27 protein-coding genes and 1 tRNA gene are annotated in these 24,875 nt (G+C 66.7%); 14 read left to right on the forward strand and 14 right to left on the reverse strand.

From position 1 onward, the window contains the following. Positions 1–66: 66 nt before the first annotated feature. The 4 genes from E4K09_RS28080 to E4K09_RS28095 all read right to left on the reverse strand — a co-directional run bounded on the left by E4K09_RS28080 (position 67) and on the right by E4K09_RS28095 (position 3,366). Entirely contained in the window at positions 67–768 is a 702-nt protein-coding gene (locus E4K09_RS28080; protein WP_134500889.1) for a hypothetical protein, read from the reverse strand. 221 nt (positions 769–989) lie between these two features. Beyond that, a complete protein-coding gene (locus E4K09_RS28085) occupies positions 990–1,670 on the reverse strand; it encodes a carbonic anhydrase (protein ID WP_134500890.1) in 681 nt (226 codons plus the stop codon). Positions 1,671–1,687: 17 nt separating this feature from the next. After that, on the reverse strand, positions 1,688–2,626 hold the full coding sequence (locus E4K09_RS28090; RefSeq protein ID WP_134500891.1) for a threonine/serine dehydratase: 939 nt from the start codon (positions 2,624–2,626) through the stop codon (positions 1,688–1,690). Then, on the reverse strand, positions 2,623–3,366 hold the full coding sequence (locus E4K09_RS28095; protein WP_134500892.1) for a DUF429 domain-containing protein: 744 nt from the start codon (positions 3,364–3,366) through the stop codon (positions 2,623–2,625). Before E4K09_RS28095 ends, E4K09_RS28090 begins: the two co-directional genes overlap by 4 nt. 102 nt (positions 3,367–3,468) lie before the next feature. Between E4K09_RS28095 and E4K09_RS28100 the strand changes: the two genes are divergently transcribed. Further along, on the forward strand, positions 3,469–3,963 hold the full coding sequence (locus E4K09_RS28100; RefSeq protein WP_134500893.1) for an HpcH/HpaI aldolase/citrate lyase family protein: 495 nt from the start codon (positions 3,469–3,471) through the stop codon (positions 3,961–3,963). A gap of 69 nt (positions 3,964–4,032) precedes the next feature. Here the strand turns inward: E4K09_RS28100 and E4K09_RS28105 are convergent, their stop codons facing one another. Genes E4K09_RS28105 through E4K09_RS28120 form a run of 4 tightly spaced genes read right to left on the reverse strand, consistent with a single transcriptional unit; the run spans position 4,033 to position 6,457 of the window. Beyond that, positions 4,033–4,263, reverse strand: coding sequence for a Trm112 family protein (locus tag E4K09_RS28105; protein ID WP_134500894.1), 231 nt, complete (start codon positions 4,261–4,263; stop codon positions 4,033–4,035). Positions 4,264–4,271: 8 nt separating this feature from the next. After that, positions 4,272–4,943, reverse strand: coding sequence for an LON peptidase substrate-binding domain-containing protein (locus tag E4K09_RS28110; RefSeq protein WP_134500895.1), 672 nt, complete (start codon positions 4,941–4,943; stop codon positions 4,272–4,274). A gap of 29 nt (positions 4,944–4,972) precedes the next feature. Then, positions 4,973–5,878, reverse strand: coding sequence for a thioredoxin (gene trxA / locus E4K09_RS28115; protein WP_134500896.1), 906 nt, complete (start codon positions 5,876–5,878; stop codon positions 4,973–4,975). Positions 5,879–5,929: 51 nt separating this feature from the next. Beyond that, positions 5,930–6,457: a prolyl-tRNA synthetase associated domain-containing protein gene (locus tag E4K09_RS28120; protein WP_134500897.1), complete on the reverse strand. Its 528-nt coding sequence runs from the start codon at positions 6,455–6,457 to the stop codon at positions 5,930–5,932. Between the two features lie 151 nt (positions 6,458–6,608). Here E4K09_RS28120 and E4K09_RS28125 point away from each other — a divergent pair. The 3 genes from E4K09_RS28125 (at position 6,609) to E4K09_RS28135 (ending at position 10,497) form a co-directional block, all read left to right on the forward strand. Next, positions 6,609–6,683 (forward strand) — tRNA-Gly (locus tag E4K09_RS28125). A gap of 122 nt (positions 6,684–6,805) precedes the next feature. Beyond that, positions 6,806–7,969: an AAA family ATPase gene (locus E4K09_RS28130; protein WP_134500898.1), complete on the forward strand. Its 1,164-nt coding sequence runs from the start codon at positions 6,806–6,808 to the stop codon at positions 7,967–7,969. Positions 7,970–8,100: 131 nt separating this feature from the next. Further along, positions 8,101–10,497 (forward strand): transketolase-like TK C-terminal-containing protein, encoded by a 2,397-nt coding sequence (locus E4K09_RS28135; protein ID WP_134500899.1) that lies wholly within the window; start codon positions 8,101–8,103, stop codon positions 10,495–10,497. Positions 10,498–10,506: 9 nt separating this feature from the next. Here the strand turns inward: E4K09_RS28135 and E4K09_RS28140 are convergent, their stop codons facing one another. Beyond that, on the reverse strand, positions 10,507–11,133 hold the full coding sequence (locus E4K09_RS28140; protein ID WP_134500900.1) for a LysE family translocator: 627 nt from the start codon (positions 11,131–11,133) through the stop codon (positions 10,507–10,509). 175 nt (positions 11,134–11,308) lie between these two features. On the opposite strand from E4K09_RS28140, the gene E4K09_RS28145 reads away from it, so the two are divergent. Further along, positions 11,309–13,093, forward strand: coding sequence for an ABC transporter ATP-binding protein (locus E4K09_RS28145; protein WP_134500901.1), 1,785 nt, complete (start codon positions 11,309–11,311; stop codon positions 13,091–13,093). Positions 13,094–13,131: 38 nt separating this feature from the next. Here E4K09_RS28145 and E4K09_RS28150 read toward each other — a convergent pair whose 3' ends face one another. Next, the gene (locus E4K09_RS28150; RefSeq protein WP_134500902.1) at positions 13,132–13,854 is read right to left on the reverse strand and encodes a protein tyrosine phosphatase family protein; all 723 of its coding nucleotides are present in this window, start codon (positions 13,852–13,854) and stop codon (positions 13,132–13,134) included. Between the two features lie 313 nt (positions 13,855–14,167). Between E4K09_RS28150 and E4K09_RS28155 the strand changes: the two genes are divergently transcribed. The 8 genes from E4K09_RS28155 (at position 14,168) to E4K09_RS28190 (ending at position 21,375) form a co-directional block, all read left to right on the forward strand. Beyond that, positions 14,168–14,449 carry an acyl carrier protein gene (locus E4K09_RS28155; RefSeq protein ID WP_009490841.1) on the forward strand — a complete coding sequence of 94 codons (282 nt, stop codon included), beginning with the start codon at positions 14,168–14,170 and terminating at the stop codon, positions 14,447–14,449. A gap of 134 nt (positions 14,450–14,583) precedes the next feature. Then, positions 14,584–15,051: a 3-hydroxyacyl-ACP dehydratase FabZ family protein gene (locus E4K09_RS28160; protein ID WP_134500903.1), complete on the forward strand. Its 468-nt coding sequence runs from the start codon at positions 14,584–14,586 to the stop codon at positions 15,049–15,051. Next, positions 15,044–16,162 (forward strand): beta-ketoacyl-ACP synthase, encoded by a 1,119-nt coding sequence (locus E4K09_RS28165; RefSeq protein ID WP_134500904.1) that lies wholly within the window; start codon positions 15,044–15,046, stop codon positions 16,160–16,162. Before E4K09_RS28160 ends, E4K09_RS28165 begins: the two co-directional genes overlap by 8 nt. A 13-nt stretch (positions 16,163–16,175) precedes the next feature. Further along, positions 16,176–17,450 (forward strand): beta-ketoacyl-ACP synthase, encoded by a 1,275-nt coding sequence (locus E4K09_RS28170; protein ID WP_134500905.1) that lies wholly within the window; start codon positions 16,176–16,178, stop codon positions 17,448–17,450. Between the two features lie 151 nt (positions 17,451–17,601). Next, a complete protein-coding gene (locus E4K09_RS28175; RefSeq protein ID WP_134500906.1) occupies positions 17,602–18,348 on the forward strand; it encodes an SDR family oxidoreductase in 747 nt (248 codons plus the stop codon). A 176-nt stretch (positions 18,349–18,524) separates the two neighbouring features. Next, positions 18,525–19,547, forward strand: a complete 1,023-nt coding sequence (locus E4K09_RS28180) for a zinc-binding dehydrogenase (RefSeq protein ID WP_134500907.1) — start codon at positions 18,525–18,527, stop codon at positions 19,545–19,547. Between the two features lie 101 nt (positions 19,548–19,648). Continuing rightward, on the forward strand, positions 19,649–20,608 hold the full coding sequence (locus E4K09_RS28185) for a lipid A biosynthesis lauroyl acyltransferase (protein WP_280177502.1): 960 nt from the start codon (positions 19,649–19,651) through the stop codon (positions 20,606–20,608). Positions 20,609–20,637: 29 nt separating this feature from the next. Then, a complete protein-coding gene (locus tag E4K09_RS28190) occupies positions 20,638–21,375 on the forward strand; it encodes a DUF1223 domain-containing protein (RefSeq protein WP_134500908.1) in 738 nt (245 codons plus the stop codon). Between the two features lie 119 nt (positions 21,376–21,494). Here the strand turns inward: E4K09_RS28190 and E4K09_RS28195 are convergent, their stop codons facing one another. The 3 genes from E4K09_RS28195 to E4K09_RS28205 are packed head-to-tail and all read right to left on the reverse strand — an operon-like array spanning position 21,495 to position 23,520. After that, positions 21,495–22,103, reverse strand: coding sequence for a TPM domain-containing protein (locus tag E4K09_RS28195; RefSeq protein ID WP_134500909.1), 609 nt, complete (start codon positions 22,101–22,103; stop codon positions 21,495–21,497). Then, on the reverse strand, positions 22,104–22,910 hold the full coding sequence (locus E4K09_RS28200; protein ID WP_134500910.1) for a TPM domain-containing protein: 807 nt from the start codon (positions 22,908–22,910) through the stop codon (positions 22,104–22,106). It abuts the gene before it with no gap. A gap of 4 nt (positions 22,911–22,914) precedes the next feature. Further along, entirely contained in the window at positions 22,915–23,520 is a 606-nt protein-coding gene (locus E4K09_RS28205; RefSeq protein ID WP_244610734.1) for a LemA family protein, read from the reverse strand. Positions 23,521–23,665: 145 nt separating this feature from the next. On the opposite strand from E4K09_RS28205, the gene E4K09_RS28210 reads away from it, so the two are divergent. After that, on the forward strand, positions 23,666–24,307 hold the full coding sequence (locus tag E4K09_RS28210; protein WP_134500974.1) for a LysE family translocator: 642 nt from the start codon (positions 23,666–23,668) through the stop codon (positions 24,305–24,307). Here E4K09_RS28210 and E4K09_RS28215 read toward each other — a convergent pair. Then, positions 24,279–24,788 (reverse strand): hypothetical protein, encoded by a 510-nt coding sequence (locus tag E4K09_RS28215; protein WP_134500912.1) that lies wholly within the window; start codon positions 24,786–24,788, stop codon positions 24,279–24,281. The two genes, E4K09_RS28210 and E4K09_RS28215, sit on opposite strands and share 29 nt — an antisense overlap. Positions 24,789–24,875 lie beyond the last annotated feature (87 nt).

Raw genomic sequence — 24,875 nt, forward strand, 5'->3', positions numbered from 1 at the left:
GCAAAAAGGCCGCCGTTTCGGCGGCCTTTTCGTTGCGCGATTCTGAGGGGAGATCCCGCGCCGGTCCTAACGCCGCGGCGCAGGGGCCGGACTTGTCTTCGGCGGCTCGGACGCCATGATGGCTCCTGCGGTTCCGCCGGCAATGGCCCCGACCGGACCTCCCAGGAGGGCGCCGACGACGAATCCGAAGAAAATCGCGAAGGTCTGTTGCTGCGAGACGCAGGTCGTTCCCGCCGTGCAGGTGGGAACGGAGCCGGTGACGGCTGGATTGTTCCGGCCCGTCACCGGCTTCTTCGCAGGGGTGGGTCTCTGCCCTGCGCGCCTGTTCGGGACCGGCTTCTTCTCGGCCCTTGATTGGGAGGCCGCCGGCTTCGCCGGTTGCACCCGGCGATCCTGCTCCGGTGGCGCCACGCTGGACGTGTTCGCAGGGGATGAAGGCCGGGCTGCCAGCGCGAGCTCTTCGGCGGATGGCAGGACCACATCCGCAGGCTGCGGCGGCGGCGGAAACTCGGGCAGCGGCATCTCGGCGTTCGGAAGGGATGCGGCGGCCTCAGGCTCAGGCTCCCGGACTTCGACGGAGGCCGTATTCTCCACAGGCTGAGATTCGGCTTCCGCATCGAACGCAAGGGCTTCGGCTGTATCCGTCGACGGCGGCAGGGATGCGATCAATTCCTGAATCTCGGGGCGCATGAAAACCGGCTGCGCCCGGAGCTGGGGCGAGAAGCGCTCGTCGAAGCCGGCGACCGGTGCCGAGTGATCAGCGGGCATCGACAAAGGCTGCGCAGCCAGTGGCAGCGATGCGGCGTGCAATCCGCAGACGAGACTGGCGACTGCGACGGCACAAGTGCCAGAATGAGCCTTGCCGCGACCCAACACGGATCGACTCCCAACACGACATCCGTGTTGTCGTTGAACCCTGTGTGAGCGGAATCGTTCCGCTTGGGCGGCCGTGCCGCCTTCGCATCACGCCATGTTGAAACCCTTATCTTCTAAAGCGGTCCCGCATCGCGGGCGGAGAACATCGAGACGCGTTGGGGCACGTCCTCCACGGCCGGCTTGAACTCTCCGGTCTCCGGATCGCGCACCAGCAGCACGCCGGTCGCCACGCCGAAATAGGCGCCGTGGAGCTGGAGCTTGCCGCGCTCCACCAGGATGCGCACGCACGGGAAGGTCATCAGGTTCTTCAGGCTGTTCTCGATGGCCGCCAGTTCGAGGCGCGGCAGATACGCGTCGAGATTGCCGTCGTGCGGCCCGAGGCGCTCGCCCGCGGGTTTGATCAGGCTCATCCAACGGCCGATGAAATCGCCCGGCGAGAGGGGAGCGGTCTCGTCCGCAAAGGCGCGCACGCCGCCGCAGCGGGCATGGCCCAGCACCACGATGTGCTTCACGCGAAGCGCCTGCACGGCGAATTCGAGCGCCGCCGAGGTGCCGTGATAATCGCCGCCGGTCTCGAAGGGCGGCACGAGGTTGGCCACGTTGCGCACCACGAACAGCTCGCCCGGGCTCGCATCGAAGATCACCTCCGGCGAGACGCGGCTGTCGCAGCAGCCGATCACCATCACCTCAGGGGATTGACCCTTCTCCGCAAGGGCCTCGAAGCGGTTCTTCTCGCGCGGGAAGCGGTCGTCGAGAAAGGAGCGGTAGCCGTCGGTCAGGCGCTGGGGAAACATGCGTGGTTCCTTCGCTGTCAATGCGTCAGTTGGGCGAGCTTGGCGAGTTCGACATTGGCCCCGCACAGGAGAATGCCGACCCTCTCGCCACGCTGGGGTTTATAGGCGCTCGAGATCAAAGCCGCCAGTGCGGCGGCGCCCCCGGGCTCCGTGGCGATGCGGTAGTCGCGCCAGAGCATCGCCTGCGCCTCGCGGATGGAGGCATCGGTGACGAGGGCCACATGGTCGACATTCCGGCTGCAGATGGCGTGAACGAGATCCCCCGTGTTGCGGGCGCCGAGCGAATCCGCCGCCACAGAATCGACCTCCACGTCGACGGGCCGTCCGGCCTGCAGCGCCGCATGCAGGGCGCGCGAGCCTTCCGGCTCCACGCCCACGACCTTCACGCGGTTCGCCCACCAGCTCGCGATACCGCTGATGAGGCCGCCGCCGCCGACCGCCACGAGAACCGTGTCGAGATCGGGAGCATCCTGCTCCCATTCGAGGCCCACCGTGCCCTGGCCGGTCATGGTGCTCTCGGCCGCGAAGGGGTGGATGCGTAGCGCCCCGGTCTCGGCCACATGGCGGTCGCAGGCCTCCTGCGCATCCGCGTAGCGCGCGCCGCCGATCACCACCTCGGCCCCGTGGGAGCGGATGACGGCGATCTTCGCGGGGCTTGAAATCTCGGGAACGAAGATGCGGGCCTTCACGCCGAGCTGGCGGGCCGCATAGGCCACCGCCGCCCCGTGATTGCCCCCCGAGGCGGCCGCGACGCCGGCGGCCGGGACGGGATTCGACAGGAGCGTGTTGAAGGCGCCGCGGGACTTGAAGGAGCCCGCGTGCTGCAGGAATTCCAGCTTCAGGCTCACCGGTCCTGCGTGGCCGAAGGCCCCCTGAAGGTTCATCACCGGGGTCCGGCGGATATGGGGAGCGATTCGGGCATGGGCTTCTTCGATATCGGCGCGGGTGATGGTCATGGCGGGCTTCCGAGCGTCCAGATGGCGACCGGCAGGCCGTGGGCGTCACGGCCGGGCGGGTGGGGAAAGGATTGCCCTCCACCTGTCGCGAGATCGAGCGCCACGGTCAACCCCGCCAACGCATCGAGAAGGTCGTCGCCCGCCGCGCCCTTGGGAGGAGGGGAGGCGATGAGCGAATCCGCCAGGAGCCCCGAATGTTTCAGGAGCGCCCGGCGCAGGCGCATGCCGGGCTCGTAGGGCGTACCCTTCACCTTCTTGGGCAGGTCGAGGGCCCGTCCGCCGTTGAGCGCCCAGAAGGCGAGCTCGGGATGCACCTCGACGACCCTCTCGATCAGCGCGGGCCTTGCCCGCAGCAGCGCATCGGCCTCCCGGATCTTCGGAAAGAGACCGAAGCCCTGCCGCGACACTTTTCGCGGCGGGTCGGACGTGGCGAGCGCCAGGGCGCAGGCCTGCCCGTAATCGGCCGCATACACCGCCCGTCGCGACGGAATGGCGAAGACGGAGGATTGCCGCTGCCCGAGAAGCGGACGCACGAGCTGTTCGGGGACGCGGCCGGAGCCTCTTGTCCGGTCGGGCAGCCCGATGGGAATGTCGACGGCGACGATGGCGGGTCGCTCCGGGGCATCGACGATGGCGGCAAGATCCGGCACGACCGCGATCCGGCCGGAAGCCGGATTACCCACCTTCATGAGCGCCGCGATCCACCCGGCCCGGCAGCCGTCCACGCCCGCAACCCACATGGCCTCGCTCTCCTTTGCTTGATGTCCCGCGTCTGATTAAAACCGGTCGAGCCGTCGAGGAACCATCATGATCGCGATCCGCCCCCCCGCAGCGCTCTCTACATGCCGGGCTCCCATGCCCGCGCGATCGAGAAGGCCAAGACCCTTCCGGCCGATGCGGTGATCTTCGACCTGGAGGATGCGGTCGCGCCCGAGGCGAAGGCCGAGGCCCGCGATGCCGTCTGCGCGGCCGTTAAGACGGGCGTTTACGGCAGGCGCGAGCGCGTGATCCGCATCAACGGGCTCGACACGGCCTGGGGCGAGGCGGGCTTTCGCACGGAGTGCATCGAGGGACGCGATTACGGCTTCGACGGCAAGACGCTGATCCACCCGAGCCAGATCGCGGTGGCGAACGAGGTCTTCGCGCCCTCGGCAGAGGAGGTGGAAAGCGCCCGCGCCATCGCGGCGCTGTTCGAGCAGCCGGAGAACCTGGCCAAGGGCGCGGTCAGCCACAACGGCCGCATGGTCGAGCGGCTTCATGCGCAGATGGCCAAACGGACATTGGCGCTGGCCGAGGCGATTGCGGCTTCTTCGTCATCACCGGCCTTGAGCCGGTGAATCGCTCTTTCCATCGGGATGGCCGGAACAGGCCCGGCCATGACAAGCCGCTTCAAGAGAACCCGACCCTCAATCCGTCAGCTGCCGCGCCTCCTCCGGCAGCATGATGGGGATGCCGTCGCGGATCGGATAGGCGAGCTTCGCGCGGCGGCTGACGAGCTCCTGGCGCGCGGCGTCGTATTCCAGTGTTTCCTTGGTGAGCGGGCAGACGAGAAGCTCCAGGAGCTTCGGGTCGATGCGGGTCGCCTCGACGGGCTGGGGAGCGTCAGGCTGGTGTGGAACGGTGGTTTCTGCAGACATGTCCAATCCTATTGCAGCGTCGAATCGGAGCTGATGCCGCCGCGGGCGAGCTCGATCTCCGTGAGCGCGATGAGCACTTCCGCGCGGGTTTTCAGGGTCGGCGCTTCGAGGAGAGCCTGCTTCTCGCGGACGCCGAAGGGGCTCATCATGCACAGCGCGTTCACCAGCGCCTCGTTGGGCGCTTCCTCGATGCCGCGCCAATCCACCTTCACATGCGCCGCATCGACGAAATCGCGCAACGCCTTCACGACGCCTTCCCGGTTGACCTCGTTCTCGCCCGCGCGGGCGGTGAAGTCGTCCGTGAAGGGTTCGAAACTCACGCGACAGCGGCGGAAGAGATCGACGGGCGGCAGCTCCTCTTCCACGCGGAAACGCGCGATGCCGGTCAGCGTGATGAGATAGCGCCCGTCGCCGGTCTCGCCGAATTGCGTGATCCGGCCCGCGCAGCCGACGGAATAGAGCTTCGGAATGACGGAATGGGGATCGCTGTCCGCATCCGGCTGGATCATGCCGATGACGCGGTCGGTCTTGAGCGCCTCGTCCACCATGGAGAGGTAGCGCGGCTCGAAGATGTTGAGCGGCATCTGTCCGCGCGGCAGCAGCAGCGCGCCGGGCAGGGGAAAGACCGGGATGACCGATGGGCAATCGTCCGGCCCCCGGTATACCGCGTTCATTCCCATGCCGATCTCCCCGTTGACGTCGAGAGGCGTCAGGCAAACAGGAGCGAGGAAAGCCTCCGCCTTCCCGCGATGGTCATCTCGTCCATCGGGCCCCAGGCCTCGAAGAACTGGACGAGCTGCTTGCGCGCGCCGTCGTCGTTCCAATTGCGGTCGCGCCGAACGATTTCAAGGAGGTGATCGACCGCTTCCTCGCGCTTTCCCCGCGCGTTGAGCGCGATCGCCAGATCGAAGCGCGCCTGATGATCGAGCGGATCGGCCTGGACCCTGCGCTGAAGCTCGGCCGCATCGCCGAGCGAACCGGCCTGCTCGGCGAGCTCCACGGCCGCCCGCGCGCCGGCGATCGCCGGATCGTTGGCCTTGGTGGCCGGCGCCATGGCCAGGAAACGCTTCGCCCCCTCCAGGTCGCCCACCTCCACGTGGAGCTTCACGAGGGCGGCCAGGGCCGCCGCGTTGTCGGGCTCCTGCGACAGGACCCCGGCATAGAGTTCGGCCGCGCCTCCCATGTCGCCGGCGGCCACGAGCTGGTCCGCCTCCGCGAGCAGCTCCTCCACCGCGCCAGGGCCCAAGGGGCCGACGAGGCGCTCGATGAAGCCCTTCAGCTGGCTTTCCGGCAGTGCGCCCATGAAGCCGTCGACCGGCTGACCCCGCTGGAAGGCGAAGACGGCGGGGATCGATTGCACGCCGAGCTGGCCCGCGATCTGCGGATGCTCGTCGATGTTCATCTTCACGAGCTTCACCTTGCCGCCCGCAGCGCGCACCACCTTCTCCAGGACGGGGGTGAGCTGCTTGCAGGGGCCGCACCAGGGGGCCCAGAAATCGACCAGAACCGGCTGGTTCATCGATTCGGCCAGAACGTCCTGGCGGAAACCGGCCGTGGTGGTGTCCTTCACGAGATCGTCGGATGGCATTCCGGGGGAGGGGTTATCGGTCAACATGCGATCCTCGAAGGGTGAGCGTGAGAAGAAGATTGTTCCCTAGATGGGAGCTTAACCGTTGTCTGGCAATTCCGGGGGCGGTTCCGGCAGCTTCAGGATCAGCGGGTCGTGGCCGGTGGCGCGCAGGAACTTCAACAGGTCCTCCCGGGACACGCCGGTGGTCATGGAGTTCACCAGGGGATGGAAGTTCACCCGCTCGTGGTCCATGAGGTTGGCGTCGAGCACCATCGTGACCTTGCCCTGCGGGTCGTTCACCACCGCAAACGCCGTGACCGAGCCCGGCTCGACCCCGAGCAGCTCCTTAAGCTGCTCGGCGGAGCCGAAGGAGAGGCGGCCGGAGGCGCCGAGAACCTCATGGGTTCGCTTCAGGTCGATGGCGGTGTCGTGCTTGGCGGAGATCAGGAAGAAGCGCCCCTTCTTGTCCTTCACGAACAGGTTCTTGGAATGGGCACCCGGAATGCTGTCCTTGACGGCTTTCGATTCGGCCACCGTGAAGACCGGCGCGTGCTCGATCGTCTCGGACGGGATGCCCAGCGCATCCAGGCGGTCCAGGAGCTCTTTGGGGGAGAAATGGGCCAAGACTGACAACTCCAACTGATGGCTGGCTTCTACCCACCCTGGCACCCGGGCTCAAGCGCCGCGTCAAAAAGTTTGGCGCAAACCCCTTGCCAAGCGGATCGATTTGGGGCAAATCAGCGGCCTCGCAACGATGCCTCGAGCATCGCGGAGCGCGGGTGTAGCTCAGGGGTAGAGCACAACCTTGCCAAGGTTGGGGTCGAGGGTTCGAATCCCTTCGCCCGCTCCATTCTCTCAAATTCTGAGAGTTTCACGAAGGCCCGCCGTCAGGCGGGCTTTTCGTTTTTGCGGTCGACGTTTCAAGTGGATAAGGTCACATCCTTCCTTCTGGCCCACTGATCCGTTCAGCCCATGCTCGTCATCAATGAAGTCTTCGCCGCAGGCTACCGCTCGCTGAGGCATATCCGCTTCCCGGTCGAGCCCCTCTCCGTGTTCGTCGGAGCGAACGGAACGGGCAAGACGAACCTCTACCGCTCGCTCCAGCTCCTGCAATCAGCCGCCGCCGGTACGCTCGCCCACGACCTTGCCGCCGAAGGCGGCTTCGATTCCGTCTATTGGGCAGGGCAACGCAGCGCCAAGGAACCGGTGCGGGTCAGGCTGGGCGTACGCCTGTCGGGGGACGGGGACGGCGGCTACAACCTCGAATATGCAGTCGAAACGGGACTAGTTAGATCCGCCGGCGGCGTAATCTATGGAGCGGGTTTTCTGCTGGAGCCGCAAATCAAGGCGGAGACGCTTGTCTACGAGGGGCCTCGACGTGAAAAAAAGCTCCTCGACCGGCAAGGCCCGCATGGTCATTGCCTCGACCAGGAGGGGCTGAAACGACTGCTAGGCGGCGAGATCCTGCCCTCCGAGACCGCCCTGAACTCTCTGCAGGACGCCGCCGCCTTTCCCGATCTGCATCTCGCGCGGCGCACCATGCTGGAATGGCGATTTTTTCACGATTTCCGCACTGATGTCCGTTCGTCTCTGCGCCAGCCGTGCCTTGCGGTGACATCGCCGACGCTCGCCTCCGACGGTTCAAACCTGGCAGCGGTCTTCGCGACACTGGCTCATATCCGCGAGGATACCACCGATCTCGATCAGGCCTTCGACGATGCATTCCCCGGCGCGCGGCTCGTCATCCCCGAGCCCGACCGCTTCGCCACGTTCGGTGTCGTCTTTCCCGATTATCCGAAGCGCATTTTCCAGCCCTCCGAATTGTCGGACGGCACGCTGCATTTCCTGGCGCTCGCCGGTGCGCTCCTGTCCTATCGTCTGCCTCCCTTCATTGCCCTGAACGAGCCAGAGACGAGCCTGCATCCCGATCTGCTCGAGCCGCTCGCGCGCATGATCGTCTCCGCATCGAAACGCACGCAGGTGTGGCTCGTCACCCATTCCGAGCCGCTTGCCGAGGCAATCGCGCGTCATGGCGGCGTCTCGTCGCGGCGGGTCATCAAACGAAAGGGCGAGACCTGGATCGACGGTCTTCGGCTGAGCGGAGATTTCGTGGAGGAAGATCCAGAGTCTGTATGAAGGCGATCCTATGGCGCAGCCGAAAGGCCTCTGCTAACGCTTGCAGGACGGGAATTCCGATGCGATCTCGCCTTGGCCTCGAAAGGCATGGGGCGAGGTTCTAAAATCAAGGCACCACCCGGGAGGATTTCATGGTCGACGCGCGGCACCTGAGCATTCTGGAGGAACTCGAGCGCAAGGTGCTCTGGCTATCGACCTGGACGATCCACAACGCCAATCACCTGCGCCCCAACGAGGATGGCTTGAAGATCGGCGGGCATCAGGCGTCCTCGGCGTCGCTCTCCACGATCCTGACGGCGCTCTACTTCGCGAGCCTGAGGCCCGAGGACCGGGTGGCGGTGAAACCCCATGCGAGCCCGATCTTCCACGCGATCCAGTATCTCTTCGGCAACCAGACCCGCGAGAAGCTGGAAAACTTCCGCGGCTACAAGGGCGCGCAATCCTATCCCTCCCGCACCAAGGACGGCGACGACGTCGATTTCTCCACGGGCTCGGTGGGCTTAGGCGTCGCGCAGACGCTCTTCGCGAGCCTCGTGCAGGAATACGTGAAGGCCCACGGCTGGGCGAAGGACCGGCCCGAGGGCCGCATGATCTCGCTGGTGGGCGATGCGGAGATGGACGAGGGCAACATCTTCGAGGCGCTGCTCGAAGGCTGGAAGCACGGCGTGCGCAACACGTGGTGGATCGTCGACTACAACCGCCAGAGCCTGGACGCCGTGATCCGCGAAGGGTTGTGGGAGCGGTTCGAGGCGCTGTTCCGCAATTTCGGCTGGGACGTGGTGATCCTCAAATACGGCTCGCTCATGCAGGAGGCTTTTACCGAGCCCGGCGGCGACAGGTTGAGGGCCTGGATCGACACCTGCCCGAACCAGCTTTATTCGGCGCTCACCTACCAGGGCGGAGCCGCGTGGCGCAGGCGCCTCCTCGACGATCTCGGCGATCAAGGCCCCGTCACGCGCCTCATCGAGAGCCGCAGCGACGAGGAGCTGGCGCGGCTCATGTCCAATCTCGGCGGGCATGACCTGCCGAGCCTGCTGGAAGCCTTCGAAAGGGCGCGGGAGCACGACCGGCCCGTGTGCTTCATCGCCTACACGATCAAGGGCTTCGGCCTACCGCTCGCCGGCCACAAGGACAACCATTCAGGCCTTCTGACCCCTGGGCAGATGGAAACCTGGCGCGCGGCTCAGGGCGTGCGCCCGGGGCACGAATGGGACAAGTTCGAGGGCGTGACGATCCCACAGGCCGAGCTTGAGGAGTTCCTGAGGAAGGTGCCCTTCGTGCAGAAGGGGCGGCGGCGCTACTCGGCGCCGCGAGTGCCGGTCCCGGACACGCTCGCCTTCCCGGCGAATCCCGCCATGTCCACGCAGCAGGGGTTCGGGCTCATCCTCAACGAGCTGGCGCGCTCGAATCAGGCGCTGGCCGACCGCATCGTCACCACCGCGCCGGACGTGACGGTCTCGACCAATCTCGGGGCCTGGGTGAACCGGCGCGGGCTCTTCGCCCGCAACAGCCTCGTCGATACCTTCAAAAAGGAAAGGATTCCCTCGACCTACAATTGGGAATTCTCGCCTAAGGGCCAGCATCTCGAGCTCGGCATCGCGGAGATGAACCTGTTCATCCTGCTCTCCGCGCTGGGCCTCTCGCATTCGCTGTTCGGCGAGCGCATCCTGCCCATCGGCACGCTCTACGACCCGTTCATCTATCGCGGCGCGGACGCGCTGAATTATGCCTGCTACCAGGACGCCCGCTTCATGCTGGTGGCGACGCCCTCGGGCGTGACGCTGGCGCCGGAGGGCGGCGCGCATCAATCCATCGGCACGCCCCTCGTGGGCCTGGCACAGGACGGCCTGGCATCATTCGAGCCCGCCTTCGTCGACGAACTCGCGATCATCATGCGCTGGGCCTTCGACTACATGCAGCGCAACGGCGAGGGCGAGCCGAACGAGACCACGTGGCTGCGCGACGAGACCGGCGGCTCGGTCTACCTGCGCCTGTCCACCCGGACTCTCGAGCAGCCGCAGCGCGCCATGACGGAGGGCATGGCCGACGACATCATGGCGGGCGCCTATTGGCTCCGGAAGCCCGGACCGAATGCCCAGGTCGTCGTAGCCTATACGGGCGCGGTCGCGCCGGAGGCGATCGAGGCCGTGGGCCTCATGGCCGAGGACCGGCGCGACATCGGGCTGCTCGCCATCACCTCGGCGGACCGGCTCAACGCCGGCTGGACGGCGGCGCAGCGCGCCCGCGAGCGCGGCCTCGTCCATGCGCGATCCCACGTGGAGCGGCTGCTTGGCCAGGTGCCGCCCCATTGCGGGCTGGTGACGGTGATCGACGGGCATCCGGCGACGCTCGCCTGGATGGGTTCCGTCATGGGCCACCGCACCCGCTCGCTCGGCGTGGAGCATTTCGGCCAGACGGGCACGATCAGGGATCTCTACCGCCACTTCGGCATCGACGCGCAGGGCATCATCGCGGCCGCCGAGATGATCGCGCCCGGCAAGCCCATGCGGTACCTGCGGGCCGTGTGAGGCGGAGCCTCAGGGCTGCCCCGCCCTGAAGGCCACCGTCGCGAGCCCCGCGCCGATCAGAAGGGTGCCGCCGGTCCTGTTGACGAGGCCGATCATGCGCGGATTGCGCACGGCCTGGCGCGCCCGGGCGGCCACAAGCGCGTAGGTGAGGGCGTTCGCGAAGGCCAGGATCAGGAAGGTTGCGGCGCACAGGCCGACCTGGGGCAGGAAGGCGAGCTCCGGATCGATGAACTGCGGCAGGAAGGCCACGAAGAACACGAGCCCCTTCGGATTGAGGGCGGTCACGAGCCATGCGTGAGCCAGCATCTTGAGCGATGAGGCCGTATCCGTGCGGGGTGCGACATCGAGGTTCTTGCCGGCCCGCCAGAGCTTGACGCCAAGCCACACGAGATAGGCCGCCCCGATCCATTTGAGGATCGTGAACACCGTCGTCGATGCGGCCAGCAGGGCGCCGAGACCCAGCAAAGACAGGGTCATGGCCGTGAAGTCGCCGAGCGCGACGCCGACGGCCATGGGCAGGGCGGTGCGCCAGCCCTGCCCGAGGGCGTAGGACACGACCAGCAGAATGGTCGGGCCCGGAATGACGAGCAGCACGGCGGCAGCAGCCGTAAAGGCGAGCCAGGTCTCGAAGGGCATGGGTTTTTTTCCTCTCCAGAGGCCAGAACTCAGCCACAGATCGTCCGGCCTGTCGAGACAACGGCCGAGCCTGCCGGGCGCGACACGGAAGCGCCGGTGCAGCGGAAGCGTTTGCCGGTCGGGGGCTTCACGTGCTAACTCGCGGGGCGTCACCACACGAGTCCCAAGCACCACCATGGCCCGCAAAAGCCCTCTCAGCGGCAGCACCCTTCCCCTGGTCAAGCGCCTCTGGCGCGACTGGATGCGTCCGCATTCCAAGACGCTGGTGGCCGTGCTGGTGTTCGTCGGCCTGGTCTCGGGCGCGACGGGGCTCTATCCGGTGCTCATCAAGGCGGCCTTCGATGCCTTCGACACGAAGGATATCACGGCGATCTACCTCGCGCCGCTCTTCGTGATCGCGGTCACGTCCGTGAAGGGCTTCTCCCTGCTCGCGCTCACCATCCTGACCAACAGGGTGGTGACGCGCATCGAGGCGGACATGCAGACCAAGCTCTACGGCCACATGATCGAGGCGGACCTCGCCCAGATCGGACGCGAGAGCCCGGCGGCGCTCACCCAGCGCTTCACCACCGATTTCATGTTCATCAAGGAGGCGCTGACCCGCCTCTCCACCGTGTTCCTGCGCGAGATCTCCACGGTAATCGCCCTGGTCGGCGCGATGGTCTGGATCGACCCGATGATGACGCTGGTGGCGGGGATCACCATGCCGTTCTTCATCTATCCCGTGGAGAAGATCGGCCGCAAGCTGCGCCAGGTCGCCACCTCCACCCAGGTGCAGACCGGCCAGATGGCAGGCCTCATCACGGAGAGCCTCGCAGGCACCCGCTTCGCCAAGACCTACCGGCTGGAGGGATACCTGAAGAACAAGGCGGCCGATACCTTCGACGAGATCCGCCGCCTTCGCATGAAGGGCGCGAATGCCCGCGGGCGGCTCGATCCGCTGCTCGAGGTCGGCGGCGGCGTCGCGGTGGCGGCGGTGCTCGTGCTGATCGGCCAGCGTATCCTCTCCAACAGCAGCACGGTCGGCGATTTCACCGGCTTCGTCAGCGCGCTTCTCCTGGCGGCTCAGCCGATTCGGGCGCTCGGCAACCTCAATGCCATCGTGCAGGAAGCCGCCGCCGCCCTGCAGCGCACCTTCTCGATCATGGACGAGCCGCCCCTGATCCAGGACAGGCCGGATGCCAAGCCGCTGGCCCTCAAGGGCGGCGAAATCCGCTTCTCGGATCTTTCCTTCTCCTATACCGGTGAAGCGACTGCCCTCGACCGCGTGGACTTCGTGGCGGAGGCAGGCAGCACCACGGCGCTGGTGGGCCGCTCCGGCTCCGGCAAGTCGACCCTGCTCTCCCTGGTGCCGCGCCTCTACGACGTGACCGGCGGCGCCATCCTCATCGACGGCCAGGACATCCGCCACGTGACGCTGGCGAGCCTGCGCCAGGCCATCGCCGTGGTGAGCCAGGACGTGGTGCTGTTCGACGACACCATTCGGGCCAACATCGCCTTTGGGCGCCCCGGCGCCTCGGAGGCGGAGATCGTCGAGGCCGCCAAGGCGGCGGCCGCCCATGACTTCATCCTGAAGCAGCCGGCCGGCTACGACACGGTGGTCGGCCCAGGCGGCGGCAGGCTGTCCGGCGGCGAGCGCCAGCGCGTCTCGCTGGCCCGCGCCTTCCTGAAGAACGCCCCGATCCTGCTGCTGGACGAGGCCACGAGCGCCCTCGATTCGGAGTCCGAGCGCCTGGTGCAGGCCGCCATCGGCAAGCTCATGAAGGGACGCACGACCCTCGTCATCGCCCATCGCCTCTCGACGGTGCGCGATGCGGACAAGATCGTGGTGATGGAGGCGGGGCGGGTCATCGAGATGGGGCCGCACGAAGCTCTTATCGCCAAGAAGGGCACCTATGCCCGCCTGCACCGGCTTCAGCTGTCCGACGATCTGGAGCCGAGCTGGGCGGCAAATTCCTGATCCCGGCCGTCAGCTCGAGATGCCCCGTCGGCCGTCGGCTATTCCCGCCGCATGATCTTGTCGACGAGCAGATTCGACCAGAAGCCGGGACGGAATTCCCGCTCCAGAGCCTCCGCGTCGTAGGTTGTCTCGAGCCAGGTCAGGAACGGCATGCCGTTGGCCTCGCCGTCCCGGCGATAGGCGTCGAAAAAGGCGTCGAGGATCCCGGTCTTCGAGAACCGAAAATGGCCATAGCGCATGTGGAGCTGCCGCTGAGCCTCGTCCACGCTGCGGCCTTCGTGCAGGATGAGGTAGAGCGCCGCCATGAAGCCCGCCCGGTCGGCGCCGGACTTGCAGTGCATCACGGCCGGATATTCCATATGTTCGAAGAAATCCTTGGCCTTGAGCAGGGTTTCCCGGTCGGGGGCGCCGCGGGAGCGAATGACGAACTCCTCCAGATTGATGCCGAGACGGTCGCAGGCCTCCTTCTGGAGCTGCCAGGAGCCGTGCTCGTGCCCGCCGCGCAGGTTGACGATGGTGCGCACGCCTTCCTTCTTGAGCGCCTCGATCTGGTGCGGGGCGGGCTGGGCCGTGCGCCACAGCCGGTCCGTCACCCGGTGCTTGTTCAGGTAGACCAGCCGGAAGACCCCGTGGTCGACGAGCAGCATGTTGACCCACGCGGCCAGGCGACCGAACGTGCCCTGGACGGGCTTGTCCCATCTGGCGATGCGGGCCATGCGTCGTGCGCGACGGACGGCAGGTCTGCGGAACCTGTTGAGCACGTTGATCCAGTCTCGAAGGCGTATTCTGGAGGTGAATTCAGTAGCCTTTGTGGCGTCGGGTCGGCCCTTATCGACGATGAGAGCGGAATAATCAATCGGGCCGGCCGCTTGACCTCCGCCCAGGTTCCCCTCCCCGTGCGGCGGGCCGGAAGAAGCCGAATTGCAACCAATCGGTTGCCGCTGAGGCCCCCGTCGTGTAAGGGGAGCGTTCCAATACAACCCTCCTTGACGAGACGAGCGGCTGGACCCGGGCCCGATGAGGTTCGACGGCGGCGGAATCGTTGAGAGCCCATCATTTCAGGAGAGCGGCGTCATGTCGTCTACCTTCGAGACCGTCGCCGGCATCATTTCAGAGACCGCCGACATCCCGCGCGAGCAGATCACGCCCGAGAGCCACGCCATCGAGGATCTGGGCATCGACTCGCTCGCCTTCCTCGACATCGCGTTCGCGATCGACAAGGCGTTCGGGATCAAGCTGCCCCTCGAACAATGGACCCAGGAAGTGAACGAGGGTAAGGCTCCGGCCGAGGAGTACTTCGTTCTCAAGAACCTCGTGGCGCGCATCGACGCGCTCGTGGCCGCCAAGCAGGCCTAAAACACCCAAAGAGTTTCATCCCGGTGGGCCGGTCCTCTCGGGACCCGTCCGGAGAGGCGATCCATTCAAGAGCCCCGCCTCATGGATTTCTTCTCTTGCGCCGCCCGCCGGGAGCGAGAGAGATCAGGATCGGGATGCGCCTCGAATATTTTGAAATGATCGACCAGGTGGTGTCCCTCGACCGCGATGCGAAGCGGATCGAGGCGACCTCCGCCGTTCCGCAGGAAAGCCCCGTCTTCGAGGGGCATTTCCCCGGTCATCCTCTCGTGCCCGGCGTCCTTCTCACCGAGACCATGGCCCAGGCCTCCGGTTACCTCGTGCTCGGCCTCATGGGCTTCACCCACATGCCGTTCCTCATGGCGGTGGACAAGGCGCGCTTCCGCAGCTTCGTGGGGCCAGGCACGGTGCTCACCATCCAGGCACGGCTGGAGCACGAGGGCTCGGGCTATGCGGTGACGAAGGCCAAGATCCTGGCCGAGGGCAAGCCGATCTGCGATGCTGAGCTGCGGTTCAGGATCATGCCTTTTCCGGAAGGCATGGACGGCCAGATGCGGGCCCAGGCCAAGCGCATCGGCCTGATACGGGAGGCAGCGGATGCGTGACGTCGTGATCACCGGAATTGGCATCGTCTCCTGCGCGGGAGAGGGGCTCGACGCGCATCTAGCGGCGCTGTCGGGCGCGCCGCCCACGGACAACGAGACCTTCGCGCCCCATCCGGTTCATCCGGCGAAAGCGCTGGAATGGGACCGCCAGATCCCGAAGAAGTCCGATCAGCGGCAGATGGAAGCCTGGCAGAGGCTCGGCTGCTATGCCGCGGGTCTGGCGCTCGATTCGGCCGGAGCGAAGGAGGATGCGGACCTCAAGGGTCGCATGCAGCTCATCGTGTCCGCCGGCGGCGGCGAGCGCGATTACGCGGTCGACGGCCAGATCCTCACGGGCCTGCGCACGGCTCAAGATCCCGGGGTGTTCCTCAACGAGCGCCTGATGGGAGACCTGCGTCCGACGCTGTTCCTTGCGCAGCTCTCCAACCTGCTCGCGGGCAACATCTCCATCGTGCACGGCGTCACCGGTGGGTCGCGCACCTTCATGGGCGAGGAATCGAGCGGCGTGGACGCGATCCGCATCGCGCGCGAACGCATCGCGTCCGGCCAGGACGAGATCTTCCTCGTCGGCGGCGCTTACAATGCCGAGCGTCCCGACGTGCTCCTGATCTACGAAATGGGCGGTTTCCTCTGGAAGAAACCGTATCAGCCGGTCTGGAGCCGCCCCGCCGATGGGGGCGGCATGATCCTCGGCTCGGCCGCCTGCTTCCTGGTGCTCGAATCCCGCGAGCATGCGGCGGCCCGTGGCGCAAAGCCGCTCGCCGCCCTCGCGGGCGTCGTCTCCGACCGCTCCCGCCGCAAGCCCGGCAGCGTCGAGCAGGCGCTCCACGGCTTTTCCGCACGCCTCCAGGCCAAGCCCGACCTGGTGATCTCGGGGGCGACCGGCGTGAAGGGCATCACGGAAGAAGAGCAGGCCACCCTGAAGGACATGGCCCCGGGGGCTCCTGTCCATGCGACCGGTGACGTGATCGGCCACGCCATGGAGGCCCAGGCGGCGGCCGGCGTGGCGCTCGCGGCCGGTCTCATCGCGCAGGAAAAGGCGAGCGACGCCCTCGTGACCTCGGTCGGTCACTGGCGCGGCGAAGGCGCCTTGCGGCTCATCAAGGCTTGAACAGGAGAACGGCATGGCGCTTCGCGACAGACAGGGCCGTCCGCTCGTTGCCGTCACCGGCATGGGCGTGGTCACCTCCCTCGGCCAGGGTAAGGACGCCACCTGGGCCGCGCTGACTGCAGGACGATCCGGCATTCACCGCATCAACCGCTTCCCCACCGAGGGCCTGCGCACCACGATCGCGGGCACTATCGACTTCATCGATGTGGAGCCCTTCTGCGCGCCGATGCTCTCCGAGCGTCTCGCCGTGCTGGCGGCCGAAGAGGCCGTCGGCCAGTCCGGGCTGGCATCGGGCGATTTCCCCGGTGCGCTCTTCATCGCCGTGCCGCCGGTCGAAATGGAATGGCCGCAGCGCGAGGCCCTCGCGAAGGCCTCGGAGCAGGATGGCGAGGTCACCTACAAGGACCTGCTGAGGGCCGCGGCCACGGGCCGGTTCAAGCCCTGGCACGATCTCTTCATCTTCGGCACGGTGGCGGACCGCGTCGCCGACCGTTTCGGCACGAAGGGCTCGCCGATTTCGCTCTCCACTGCCTGCTCCTCGGGCGCGACCGCGATCCAGCTCGGCGTCGAGGCGATCCGGCGCGGCGAGACGGACGCGGCGCTCTGCATCGGCACCGACGGCTCGGTGAACCCTGAATCCCTCATCCGCTTCTCCCTGCTCTCGGCGCTGTCGACGCAGAACGAGAACCCGGAAGGCGCATCGAAGCCGTTCTCCAAGAACCGCGACGGTTTCGTGATGGGCGAGGGCGGGGCCGCGCTGGTCCTCGAAAACGCCGAGACCGCGATGGCGCGTGGCGCGACGATTCTCGGCTTCGTGCTCGGCTGCGGCGAGAAGGGCGACAACTTCCATCGCACGCGCTCCTCGCCCGACGGCTCTCCCGCGATCGCCGCGATCCGTCAGGCTCTCGACGACGCGGGCGTCACGCCCGACGAGGTCGACACCATCAACGCACACGGCACATCGACCCCTGAGAACGACAAGATGGAAGCCATGAGCTGCACCGCCGTGTTCGGCGAGCGCATGGCAAGCCTGCCCATCTCGTCGAACAAGTCGATGATCGGCCACACGCTCACCGCCGCGGGCGCCGTCGAGGCCGTGATGTCGCTGCTCACCATCGCGACGGGCCGGATCCCGCCGACGATCAACTACCAGGTGCCCGATCCCGCGATCCCGCTCGACGTGGTGCCCAACGTGGCGCGCGACGCGAACGTGACATACGTGCTCTCGAACTCCTTCGGCTTCGGCGGCCAGAACACCTGCCTCGTCTTCGGGGCCGAGCCCAAGTGATGTTGATCGAGGATTGTGCGACAAAGCCCTCCCCACTCTTGTGGGGAGGAGATGGAGGTGGGGGTGCAAGCGCCACCATCCCAGAGCGGCGCGCTTACACCCCCACCCTAGCCCTCCCCACAAGGGGGAGGGAATTATCGGAGTTGCATCCATGACGCGCGTTCTCGTCACGGGGGGGGCCAAGGGCGTGGGCGCGGCCATCGTGCGCGCGCTCGCGGCGGCCGGACACGATGTGGATTTCACCTATCGTTCGTCGGGCGAGGCCGCCAAGGCGCTGGCCGACGAGCTGATGCAGGCCAGCCCCGGCCGCACCGTCAGGGCGCATGAGCTCGACCTCGCCGACAAGACGGCACTGGACTCCTTCTGCGAGACGCTCGAGGCCGAGAGCTTCTTCGGGTTCATCCACAATGCGGGCCAGCCCTACGACGCGCTCGCCGCCATGATGCAGCAGGACAAGGCCGAAGCCGCCATGCAGGTGAACTACTGGTCGCTCACCCGCATCGCTAAGTCGCTCATGCGCGGCATGATCCGCGCGAAGGCCGGCCGCATCGTCGCCATCGGCTCCGTGGCGGCGCTCCAGGGTAACCCGGGCAATGCGGCCTATGCCGCCTCGAAGGGCGCGCTGATCTCCTATTGCCGCACACTCGCCGTCGAAACCGCCAAGCGCAACGTCACCGTCAACGTGATCGCGCCGGGCTTCATCGACACGGACATGATGGCCCCTTACGCGGCCTATCGCGACAGCATGGAAAAGCAGATCCCTGCCGGGCGCTTCGCGAGGCCGGAAGAGATCGCAGGCCTCGCCGCCTTCCTCCTGAGCGAGCCTGCCGCCTATATCACGGGCGCAGTGCTGCCCATCGACGGCGGCCTCACGTCGATGCTCGGAGTGCATCGGTAAGTTCCGACCTCCCGGGATCGGCTCTGGACCTTGCCATTCCCCCGCTCGCCCTTTAAGCCGCGCAATCAAAGTTTTCCGTCATGGCCGGGCTCGTCCCGGCCATCCACGTCTTGCCGCGAACCGGAAACGTGGATCCCCGGGACCGGCCCGGAGTGACGCCGCACAGGATTTGACGCATGCGCTCCCTTCAGCTTTTCGGCGATCGTGACATTCGCATCACCGAGATGGACGCTCCTCCGCCTCCCGGCGCCGGCGAGGTGCAGGTCCGGGTCAGGGCGCTCGGGCTGAACTACCTCGACGTCTGGGGTTTTCGCGGCATGGCCTTCGCCAAGCGCAAGATGCCGCAGGCGGTGGGGGTGGAGGCGGCTGGCGAGGTCGCGGCCGTGGGCGAGGGCGTCACCCGGTTCAAGGCGGGCGACCCGGTCACCATGTACGGCGCCGAGACCTGCGGCCACTGCAAGGCCTGCCGCGAGGGCCGCGACAATCTCTGCGAGAACGTCGCCGGCATCATGGGCTTCCATATCGACGGCTTCGCCCGCGAGCTGATCAACCGTCCCGAGCGCCTCGTGATCCCGGTGCCGCAGGGCGTCACCTTCGAACAGGCGGCCTGCGCGCCGATCGGCTTCGGCACGGTGCAGCACATGCTCTTCGACAACGCCAAGCTGGAGCCGGGCGAGTCGATCCTCGTCCATGCGGGCGGATCGGGCATCGGCACGGCGGCGATCAAGATGGCGAAGGCCATCGGCTGCACGGTCTATACGACGGTGGGCGACGACGAAAAGGGCGAGAAGGCGAAGGCTCTCGGCGCTGACTACGTCATCAACTACCGCAAGGAGCGCTTCGAGGGGGAGGTGCGCCTCCTCACCAAGCGCAAAGGCGTCGACGTGGTGTTTGAGCACGTGGGCGCGGAGACCTGGAACGGCAGCCTGCTCTGTCTCAAGCGCGGCGGGCGCCTCGTCACCTGCGGCTCCACCTCCGGCGTGTCCACCACCATGAACCTGATGCAGCTCTTCCAGCAGCAGTACCGAATCTTCGGTTCCTTCGGCTGCCGGATCGAGAACATCAGCCAATCCCTCGAGAAGATGGCGGCCGGGATGAGCCCGGTGATCGACTCGGTCTTTCCCCTCGACGACTTCCAGAAGGGCCTGGAGCGCCTGGAGGGCCGCAAGGTGTTCGGCAAGGTCATCGTGACCTTCTGACCTCTGGTAAGGACCGCCTCCCGACCATAGATCTTGACGAAACGGGCTCCTGGCGAAAAACACGCGGAGCCTTTTTCCTTTCTCCACCGGATGTCCTCATCGTGCAGCAGAGCCATCGCCCCCGCAGCCTTCTCTCGCGTCTTTCGGAGACGCTGATGGTGGGCGTGGTACGCGGCGTGTTCGCCTTCGCATGGGCTATCGGCCCCGAGCGCTCCGGCGCGGTCGGGGCCGCCCTGGCCCGCACGATCGGACCGCTCCTGAAGGCGCACCGCACCGCGCTCGCCAATATCCGGGCCGCCTATCCCGACAAGTCCGAAGCCGAGGTGAAGGCGCTCGCGCGCGCCGCCTGGGACAATCTCGGCCGTACGGGCGGGGAATATCCCCATTTGGGCCAGTTGTTCGATTTCGATCCCGACAGCCCCGTGCCGGGCCGGACCGAGGTCGACGGCATCGAGCACTTCCTCGCGCTTCGGGACGATGGAAGGCCTGGCATCGTCTTCTCCGCCCATCTCGCCAATTGGGAGCTGCCCGCCATCTGCGCCGCGCGCTTCGGGCTCGACACCACGGCGGTGTTCCGCGCGCCCAACGACCCGGCCGTCGCCCGCGTCGTTCACGAGGTCCGCAGCGAAACCATGGGCAATCTGGAGGCCGCCCGCCAGGGCGCCGCCTTCGCCATGCAGGGGGCGCTGGAGAAGGGCGGGCACCTGGGCATGCTCATCGACCAGCACTTCACCCGAGGCGTGATCGTGACCTTCATGGGCCGCCCGGCCCTGGTGAACCCGATTCTCGGCAAGTTCGCCCGCCGCTTCGACTGCCCGGTCCATGGGGTGCGCGTCATCCGCCTGCCGGGCCACCGCTTCCGCCTCCAGCTCACGCCGCCCCTCGACCTGCCGCGCGATCCCGATGGGCAGGTGAATGTCCAGGGCGCAATGCAGGCCATGACCTCGGTGGTGGAAGCCTGGGTCCGGGAGTACCCGGAGCAATGGCTCTGGATGCACCGCCGCTGGCGGGTTCCCGCCAAAACCGGCACCGACGTTCAAGGTAAAGTGAGTTCCCATTGAACCGGCCTTGGTGTTTCATGGCGGGCATCATGGCGTCTCGATTGAAACTCTTTTTGGCGGCTGCCGGCTTGGCCGTCCTTCTCCAGCCTGCCTTCGCGGAACCTCCGCGCGCCGTCGTGGAGCTGTTCACCAGCCAGGGCTGTTCGAACTGCCCGCCGGCGGACGCGCTGCTGGTGGAATATTCTCAGAAACCCGACATCGTGGCGCTCTCCTTCCCGGTGAATTACTGGGATTATCTCGGCTGGAAGGACACCCTGGCTCATGCCGAGTTCACGAACCGGCAGAAGAACTATGCCCATGCCCGCAACGACCGTCAGGTCTTCACGCCCCAGATGATCGTGAACGGGAAGAAATCCTGCATCGGGTCCGACCGGGCGCAGATCGAGAAGGCGATCCAGGCTACCGGGAAGGGCCGCTCGACCCTTCCGGTCGATGTCGCGATCGCCGAGCAGAACGGCATGGTCACGGTCTCCCTCACGGAGATGGCGGAGGTCCAGCACCGGGAGGCCGAGGTCTGGGTGCTGCCTGTCCTGCGGTTGCAGACCGTGCCCATCGAGCGCGGCGAGAACAAGGGCCGGACGGTCACCTATGCCAATGTGGTGCGGGGTCTCAAGCGCATCGGCGAATGGCGCGGCGGCCCGGCCCGCTTCGAGGTGTCGGCCGAGACCGCCCGCAGCGGCGCGGACGGCTATGTGGTGCTCCTTCAGGCCCAAGAGGGTGACAAGCCCAGCGTGATCCTGGGAGCCGCCAAGAGCCCCGGCCTCTAGAGCTGTTTCACCTTGCGTGGAATCATCTCTCTTCTGGGGTGTGCCGCATTTTTTGCCGGCGAACCGGATCCACTTCGCCGAAAAATGCTCTAGCCTTCATGAAAAGGGCGGCTGCGGTCCTAAAGCAGCACCACCTTGTTCGGCAGCTCGTTCGCGTTGCGCGTTCCCGGCGGCGCATGCTCGGCCAGAATGGCGCCGGCACGCCGCACGGCCCGGACGAGCCCGTCGCCCGCTTGTTCCTGGCGGATCGCAGCGATCAGCTCGGCGACGATGTCCTGCCACACCGCCGGGCCGGCGCGGTCCGCGACCCCGATATCGGCAATGATTTCCGCATAATGCTCCGCCGCCGCCACATAGATCAGCACCCCGGTCCGCCCCTGCGTCCGTGACAGCCCGTGGCTGACGAATTCCCTTACGGCCGCCTCGTGCGCCCGCGCCCGTTTGATGGTGCCCGGAATCAGCGCCAGATGCAGCGGCGGCCAGGCGAACACGGCGTTCAGGCTGCAGGCCACGATCAGCTGGATCAGGAAGATCCGTGAAGGCCCGAGCTCGGTGAGCCAGATCAGAGGCCACGGCACGAGGAGCGCCAGAAAGAGGCCCAGGAGAGCGGGAAAGGCCCGATAGGCGCTGGCCTGGCGCGCGACCACCACGACGATCTCGCCCGCGGTGGCCGTCTCGGCCTCGTGGATGGCCTGCGAGATCCGGTTCTGATCGTGTTCCGATATCATCTACCAGCTCCCCGAGGCTCCGCCGCCGCCCGAGGAGCCGCCCCCACCCGAGAAGCCTCCGCCCCCGGACCAGCCGCCGCCTCCGCCTCTCGAAAAGCCGCCTCCCGTGGGAATGATCCACGGCCCCGAGCCGCGACGGCGATGGAGGCCCGGCCTGCCGCTCCCGCGCATCGCGCGGAAGAGCTGGAAGAGGATGAAGGCGATGATCAGGAAGGTGATCAGGGTGTCGACGGCGGAGGTCTGATCCTCGCGCACGGTGGCCCGGCGCTGCCATTCCTCCGCATCGCCCGTGAGGATCGACAGGATCGCGTCGATCCCCGCATCGATGCCGCCCGCGAAGTCGCCCTGCTGGAATTGCGGGGCGATCGCGGTGGTGGTGATGACCTTCGCGAGCGCATCGGTGAGAGCGCCTTCGAGCCCGTAGCCCACCTCGATGCGCACCTTGCGCTCAATGGGAGCGACGAGCAGCAGAACGCCGTTGTCGGTCTTCTTCTGACCGAGCTGCCAAGCCCGGAAGAGACGGTTCGCGTAATCCTCGATGCTCGTCCCTTCGAGGGAGCGGATGGTGGCCACCACCACCTGATCGGAGGTCTTGTCCTCATGGGCCTTGAGCTTCGCCTCGAGGGAGGCCCTCTCCTCGGGCTTGAGGAGGTTGGCCGCGTCGACCACGCGTCCGGTGAGGGAGGGGAAGGTCTGGGCGACGGCCGCGAGCGCGAAAACAGCAAGAATCGCCAGAAGAAGCGCGGTAGCCTGATGCAGCCGCACCCGTCCTCCGAGACGGGAGGAAAAGGCGCCGGGCTTCGCCATCGGCTTAGAACTTGACCTCGGGCGGCCGCTCGGAGCCGGCGGTGGCCGTAAAGGTCTCCATGGGCTTGGCGTCCGGGTAGACGACCGACGCGATCCAGCGACCGGGAACGGTGCGCAGCTCCGTGTTGTAGGCCTGCACCGCCGTGATGTAGTCGCGGCGCGCCACCGCGATGCGATTCTCCGTGCCCTCCAGCTGCGATTGCAGGGCCAGGAAGTTGGCGTTGGATTTCAGTTCCGGATAGCGCTCCACCGTGGCGAGCAGGCGGCCTAGCGCTCCGGAGAGCTGGTTCTGCGCCTCCTGGAACTGGCGGAACTTGTCCGGGTCCGTGACCGTGGAGGCGTCGACCTGGACCTGCGTGGCCCGGGCCCGCGCCTCGGTGACCTGGGTGAGCACCTCGCGCTCCTGCTGGGCGAAGCCCTTCACGGTCTCGACCAGGTTGGGGATCAGGTCGGCCCGGCGCTGATACTGGTTCTGCACCTCGCTCCAGGCCGCCTTGGCCTGCTCCTCGAGAGTCGGCACGTTGTTGATGCCGCAGGCGGAGAGGCCGAGGGCGAGAGCCATTCCGGCCAAGGCGATCCTGATCCGTGTCCCCAGGGGCGAAGCCGTCATGTGCATCCTCTCGCGATTGAAGCGTCCGGCACCGTCGCCGGGTTCAAGAGATGGGTCAAGCCTGGCGTTTCAACAAGGCGTTTTCCTCTGGCCGCGAAGGGGCGATTCGGGCATGATCCGCCAGCCCTTGACCGAGGCCAATTCCATGACCTTTCTGCCCGACCTGAGCACTCTGCTTGCCTATTCATTCGCCTGCTTCGTTCTGTTCATCACGCCAGGACCGGACATGAGCCTGTTCCTGGCCAAGACCTTGTCGGGCGGGCGCAAGGCCGGAATGGCCTCGATGCTGGGCGCCATGACGGGCTGCTGCGTTCACACGCTGCTTGCGGCCTTAGGCCTCTCGGCCCTGCTGGCGGCCTCCGTTACCGCGTTCACGGTTCTGAAGATCGTGGGCGCGCTCTACCTTCTATGGATGGCCTTCGAGGCGGTGCGCCACGGCTCGGCGCTCTCCTTGAAGGAGGACGGTCGCGTCGAGGTTTCGTTCTGGAAGACCTTCCTGATGGGCGTCGGCATCAATCTCACGAACCCGAAGATCGTCCTGTTCTTTGTGACCTTCCTGCCGCAATTCGTCGATGCGGGCGATCCGCACGCCTCGGACAAGCTCCTGTTCCTCGGCCTCTACTTCATTGCCCTCACAGCCCCCATGGGCGCCGTGATGATCCTAGGCGCCGAGAGGCTGATCGTGCTCCTGCGCAACCATCCGAAGGTGATGCGGGGCATCGATTATTCGTTCGCGGGCCTCTTCGGCGCCTTCGCGCTCAAGATCCTGACGGCGTCGGCCCGGTAGGCGAAGGCGGGGGAGCGCCGCGCCCACCCGCGTCGCGGCCCGCGATGGCCCAGTAGACGAAGCCCGCCACCGCACCGGTGAGCCCGAGGATCGCGCTCACGTGCAGCTCGGCCGGGTTGGCGACGCGCGCCGCCCCGCGCAGGATCCACGGCACGGACGCGGTGAGAACCCCGGTGGCGAGCGCGTACCAGAGGAGGCTTCGCATCTTCAGCGCCTCGCCGGTCACGGCGATCACGAGGGGCGGCAGCACGAGCAGCGTGAACATGATGCGGCCCACAGCGAGCATGGCCTCGGCCACGATGGGGCCGGGGTCGTCGCTGGAGAACACCGCATCCACCAGGTTCCAGAACCCGACGAACAGGGTCTCCCCCGTCAGCGTCGCCATGAGCGGATCGACCATCGAGGCGATGAAGAAGAACATGCTGCTCATGCCGATGGCGATGAGGAGCGCAAAGGGGACAAGGAGCAGCCAGCGGATCATTCCGCCTCTATAGCATGGCCGTTTGCAGGTGTCCGCCCGATGGCAATCCGCCAGTAGATCCAGCCGCATACGGTGCCCGAGGCCGCA

The sequence above is a fragment of the Microvirga pakistanensis genome, assembly GCF_004458765.1.
Lineage (GTDB): Bacteria > Pseudomonadota > Alphaproteobacteria > Rhizobiales > Beijerinckiaceae > Microvirga > Microvirga pakistanensis.